Raw genomic sequence first — 4,193 nt, 5'->3', positions numbered from 1 at the left:
CAGACCTGCGTTTCCGCGAACCGCATTTACGTCCAATCGAGCGTTCACGATGAGTCCGCCGAGAAATTTGTGAAGAAGGTCCGGCACTTATCAGTGGTCCGACGTCTACTCCCGGAGCGAAGCCGTCGCCAACCCAAGATCGAGTCCCACATCGCAGATGATAATTCGATGCGGGGCCGAACGATAAATATGCATGCTTTGGCCACCCCGAGGCAGGGCTCATTGAGATGATCCGACCGCCTTGGAACAAAGATGGGGTAGAGCAGATGAAGCGTTGGCAGCGTGTCTCCATTCGACGCGAGCGCTGAGGATGGGATCACGATCATTCGCATCACGCGCAGCCGCAAGGGCGACGCCATGGCTACTTTGGAATCGTTGAAGTGGTTTGAGCCGGACAGTCACAAATACACCCGTTACGCCGCGGCTCAGGAAACGTGGCGGCGTCCGGCGGTGGAGGTGCTCGCTGACTTAAAAAGGTGCGGGCAGTCGTTGCGCTTGAGAGCGACGACATTTGGGATCCGGCACGGGGTGACCTGCTGCCAATCGGCAGTTAACAGGGTCCGACAAAAGTGTGCACAACATGCTGCTGAAGTGGCCTCCGGAAGCGCTACCGGAAGTTACGCGTCTTGAACTTGATAGGGTCGATATGGTCATACTGCATCGACGATGTCGCGCCCTTCGGCATGCCGCGCGGATCGATGCCCGATCCGCCGTGATGAGCCTCGTCCCTCGGCCGTGCGGCAACGGAAACGGCGTCTTGCGGTTTCCCACGCTGGCCAGCCCGGCCGACAGATCGGTCAGCTCGTGGGTGAAGAGGTGCACCACCTCCTCTTCCCCCGGACGCGTCCGCGGACGCCGAGCATGGCCGAAGCAAGAAGCACGCGCCGGAATTTCTCGAGAGATCTTGACCCAGACGACGACGTTTGCCGCACCCCGTCTCATCCTCCAGAGGAACATGAAGCCTTTGGCCGAGCCCGGCCGCTGCCGGACCAGCACCAGGCCGGCGGCCTCGAGCCAGCTTCTGCCTCGCGCCTGCATAGCATCCTGACAAGTCACGGTGCGGCGCCGGTTAGGCGGCACGCCGATTTTGGCAACGCTAGCCTGTGAACTGAAGAATGAAGGTCGGACTTGCGGCACATCGATTACGTTCAAATGATAAGTTGCTGGCCGGCGAGGTCGTTTCAGCGCATCTCGACTGGTGGGTCGGCAAGACAATGCGGAACGGAAATGATCGCAGGCGTAAAGGACGGCTTTCGGGGCCGGAAGCTTCGGACCTGGAACCGGACCCCAGTTTTGCGCAAGCATCGTGGCCTCCGTCCGGTCAGGCATTCACCGGCTCGCGAAATGCCGATTGATTCTGCTTAACCGGGCATACCTAAACGGCCACTTGCGTTCCGATCTCGACCACACGTCCGGTCGGGATCTGGAAATACTCCGTCGCGTCGGCGGCCGTGCGCGCCAAGCCGATGAACAGCTTGTCCTGCCACACCGGCATGCCGGAGTTGGGTGACGCCTTGAGCGAGCGACGCGACAGGAAGAAGGACGTCGTCATGATGTCGAACTTCCAACCCTGTTTGCGGCAGATCGCCAGCGCACGCGGGATGTTAGGCTGTTCCATGTAGCCGAAGGTCAGTGTCACCCGCATGAACAGCTCATTGATCGTTTCCATCTTGATCCGCTCGCTGTCGGGCACCACGGGCTGCTGCGCCGTCACCACAGAGAGGATGACGTTCTGTTCGTGCAGCGCCTTGTAGTGCTTCAGGCTGTGCATCAATGCGGTCGGCGCACTGGCGGGATCGCTGGTCAGGAACACGGCCGTACCGGACACCAGCTGCGGTTTCTTCTTCAACAGATTGCCCGCAAGGAAATCGAGCGGAATCTCGTTCCTGCGCGTCTTGTCAAATAGATACCTGCTGCCTCTTATCCAAGTCCACATGGTCATCACGATCACTGCGGCAATGGCAAGCGAGGCCCAGCCGCCTTCGAATACCTTGACGACGTTAGCTGCAAAGAAGCCGGTATCGATGAAGACGAACACCGCCATTAAGGCTATCGCGACGCCGAGCGGCCATTTCCAGATGCGCGTCATCACAACAAAAAGCAGTATGTTCGTCACCAGCATATTGCCGGTCACCGAAATACCGTAGGCCGAGGCCAGCCGGCTGGATTCGCCGAAGCCGACCACCAGCAGCATCACCACCAGCGCCAGCATCAGGTTGATGCGCGGCAGATAGATCTGGCCCGACTGTTTTTCCGACGTGTGCTGGATGACGAAACGCGGCAGCATGTTGAGCTGTACCGCTTGCCTGGTCAGCGAAAAGGCGCCGGAGATCACCGCCTGGCAGGCGATCACGGTCGCCGCCGTGGCAAGCACGACCATCGGAATAAGCGTCCAGCCCTGGTTCATCTCGAAGAACGGATGACCGACAACGCCGCCATTTGCCAGCACGAAGGCGCCTTGCCCGACATAATTGAGCAACAGACAAGGGAACACGATCGCCAGCCAGGCGAGCACGATCGGCTTGCGGCCGAAATGGCCGAGGTCGGCGTAGAGCGCCTCGGCTCCGGTGACGGCGAGGAAGACTGCACCAACCGTAACGAAGGCGACGTCAGGCGAGTTGACCAGGAACGACACGATGTAATGCGGGCTGATTGCCAGCAGGATTTCCGGGTCGTCCATGATGTGGTTGAGCCCGGAAAGGCCGATGGCCAGGAACCACAGCGCGGTAACGGGTCCGAACACCAATCCTACGCCGCCGGTGCCAAACCGCTGTACCGCAAACACGATCGCCAGGATGGCCAGTGTCAGCGGCACCACATAGGGCTGGAACGTCGGCGTGACGACATTCATACCTTCGACCGCCGACAGTACCGAGATTGCCGGCGTAATGACGGCGTCGCCAAAAAAAAGCGCCGCGCCGACGATGCCGATGCCGATGCCGATGCCGAGGATCACCGCAGAGCAGGTCGGGAAACTGTTGCGCGCCAGCGCCATAAGCGACAGCACTCCGCCCTCGCCTCGATTGTCGGCGCGGAGCACGAACATGATGTATTTGATCGTCACGGTGATCGTCAGGGACCAGATGATCAGCGAGAGTACGCCGAGGATGTCGCCACGGCTGGCGACGTTGCCACCCGCTGATGCATGCAACGCCTCGCGAAATGCATAGATCGGGCTGGTGCCTATATCGCCATAAACGACACCTAGTGCGCCCAACATCAGCGCCTTGGTGCTGTGCTGCTCGACCTCAGAATGGCTCGATTGTTCGACAGGTTCTGCCTCGTTACCAGCATTGGTAAGGGCCATGGACGACACTCCGATAAGCGCGCGGTGCTCTACGCTTGCTGCACTGCAATATCAAGTTCCGTCACGTAATGTCTGCCGTCTCGCCTGTCGTTGCTCGCCTTGGTAGACTCGCCAGCCCGCAGCCCTACCGAGCAGCAATAGCGCCCCGGCAGAACCCTCAATCGCCCAGATCAATGAATGGTTATCGCCCACAGTGCCCCCCCCCCCGCGATGCGGCCGATGGCGACCAGGGTGTCGTGGGCGCACAAGGATGGCGCTTTCCTGATGACGCCGTGCTCCAGGTGTGATCGCACCGTTGCTGCGCAAGCCATTTACTTGCTCGTCCCAGCGAGGACCGTGGCCAACTGGAACGCAGGGCCACGCCGCTCACCGGCCGCACTTTGCGGCGCAGATAACGATTCGATTTCCGCGGCGAGATTCTGGTTGAAGAAGCCACCAAGCTTGTCGAAGGACACACGGTCGCAATATCGACATGCCAGTATCCGCAACCCAGAAAAGCTCCTTGGCTCCGCTGCGCGCGCCACGAACAACCCGATCTTCTCTGCGAAGAGGACGCCGTAATCCTTCAGGTTGAAGCCAAACCGGGGGGCGGCCGTGACGTATGGGCGAAGGGCTAGGAGGCGGGTTCGGTGAGGAACGGCATTGATGTCCACGCCGTCTCCTGGAAAGACAGAGGAATGCGGTGTCACCGACTGGCGCCGGAGGTTGATCCGGTGATTAGGAGGAGCACTCGTTGTCGGATTCTTGACGATGTCGGACATCTGACACAACGCTGCCAGAGCGATCGCGTTGTTCCGAAACGATTTTCCCAGTTGGCACGACAATTGCGGTCCTATGCGCAAAAGCACTGCGATGCCGCACCGACTGGAAGAACTCATCAATGATC

At 60.0% G+C, this 4,193-nt stretch carries 3 protein-coding genes and 1 pseudogene; 1 reads left to right on the top strand and 3 read right to left on the bottom strand.

All coding sequences use genetic code 11. The features are described 5' to 3' along the window. The first annotated feature begins 24 nt into the window (after positions 1-24). Positions 25-231, top strand: a complete 207-nt coding sequence (locus EOB59_RS37380) for a hypothetical protein (RefSeq protein ID WP_348639555.1) — start codon at positions 25-27, stop codon at positions 229-231. 376 nt (positions 232-607) lie between these two features. Here EOB59_RS37380 and dnaE2 read toward each other — a convergent pair. The 3 genes and pseudogenes from dnaE2 to EOB59_RS33830 form a co-directional block, all read right to left on the bottom strand. Further along, a pseudogene (dnaE2, locus tag EOB59_RS37040) lies at positions 608-1,071 on the bottom strand (error-prone DNA polymerase); the annotation flags it as partial. A 304-nt stretch (positions 1,072-1,375) separates the two neighbouring features. Then, on the bottom strand, positions 1,376-3,307 hold the full coding sequence (locus EOB59_RS33835; RefSeq protein WP_128290238.1) for a potassium transporter Kup: 1,932 nt from the start codon (positions 3,305-3,307) through the stop codon (positions 1,376-1,378). A 311-nt stretch (positions 3,308-3,618) separates the two neighbouring features. Beyond that, positions 3,619-4,193 (bottom strand): hypothetical protein (locus tag EOB59_RS33830; protein ID WP_206622099.1); only part of this gene is annotated, 575 nt, incomplete at its 5' end.

The organism is Mesorhizobium sp. M7A.F.Ca.MR.176.00.0.0 (assembly GCF_004023165.1).
GTDB lineage: Bacteria > Pseudomonadota > Alphaproteobacteria > Rhizobiales > Rhizobiaceae > Mesorhizobium.
Note: the sequence above shows the minus strand (reverse complement) of the source record. Positions and strands in the feature narration are given on the sequence as shown.

Coding starts and splice junctions, on each gene's coding strand:
- EOB59_RS33835 (WP_128290238.1), bottom strand. CDS start 3,307: ATGGCCCTTACCAATGCTGGTAACGAGGCAGAACCTGTCGAACAATCG.